Annotated in this window: 1 protein-coding gene and 1 pseudogene; one reads left to right on the forward strand and one right to left on the reverse strand. The window is 69.5% G+C overall.

Features of this window, described 5'->3' with window-relative positions:
* Window positions 1-309 (forward strand): annotated as a pseudogene (locus J0695_RS31520) (PucR family transcriptional regulator); the annotation flags it as partial.
* On the opposite strand, the gene J0695_RS31525 reads toward J0695_RS31520, so the two are convergent.
* Window positions 249-842, reverse strand: coding sequence for a TetR/AcrR family transcriptional regulator (locus J0695_RS31525; RefSeq protein WP_206967862.1), 594 nt, complete (start codon window positions 840-842; stop codon window positions 249-251). The pseudogene J0695_RS31520 and the gene J0695_RS31525 sit on opposite strands and share 61 nt — an antisense overlap.
* Between the last annotated feature and the right edge of the window lie 123 nt (window positions 843-965).

Here is a 965-nt window from a genome sequence, read left to right on the forward strand (position 1 = left end):
GAGGCGGTCGCGGCGGCGCGGGCGGCGGCGGCCAGGGCGGGGCAGGGGCCGGTGGCGCAGTGGGCGTCGATCGGTCCGTACCGGATGCTCACCGCACTCCCCGAGGGGCTGCACAGGGACCCGGCCGTACGCACGCTCCTGACCCCCGTCCACAGCGAACTGGCCCACACCGCCGAGGTGTTCCTCGACCATGCGGGCCAGGCGGGACGGACGGCGGCGGCCCTGGGCATCCACCGCCAGACGCTCTACTACCGGCTGTCGCGCATCGAGCAGCTGACGGAGCTCGACCTCGACGAGGGNNCGGCGAGGTCCTTCGCGGAAGGCGCCGTCTCCGGGTCGACCAGCCACTGCACCATCACGCCCACAAGCAGCGCCTGGTAGACCAGACCGGCCTTGCCCGCCTTGTCCGGATCGGTCCCGGCGTCGATGCCCTGGAAGTTCTCCGCCAGCCCTTTGCGGCCCTCCACCTGCGGATCCGCGATCGCCTTGCGCAGCTCGGGATCCTCGTCCAGCCGGGAGACGGCCTCCAGCTGGAGCTTCCAGAAGGACCGTGTCGCTTCGTACGAACCGATGACCTGTCCCCAGACCGCCTCGAAGCGCTCCCAGGGTTCGGTCATCGAGGCGGGATCCACGTCCGACTTCTCGACGACCGTGTCGCCCCACTCCTCCGTCACCTTCAGGAAGGCGAGGTTGAGCAGGGCCTCCTTGGAGCCGTAGTGGTAGCCGATGGAGGCCAGGTTGGTGCCCGAGGCGGCGACGATGTCGCGCGCGGTGGTACGGGCGTAGCCCTTCTCCAGCAGGCAGCGCTTGGCGCCTTCGAGCAGATCTTCGCGATGTCCCATGACAGCAGCGTACCCGGCACGCAGACACTTGTGTAAGACGAGTGTCTACGAGACCGGGTACGGGCTGTACCGAAGCGGGGACGCGTCAGTTGGTGAGGTTGACCGAACGCGCCGAGGTCGCGC

Origin of the sequence: Streptomyces beijiangensis, from assembly GCF_017315755.1 — a bacterium.
Classification (GTDB): domain Bacteria; phylum Actinomycetota; class Actinomycetes; order Streptomycetales; family Streptomycetaceae; genus Streptomyces; species Streptomyces beijiangensis.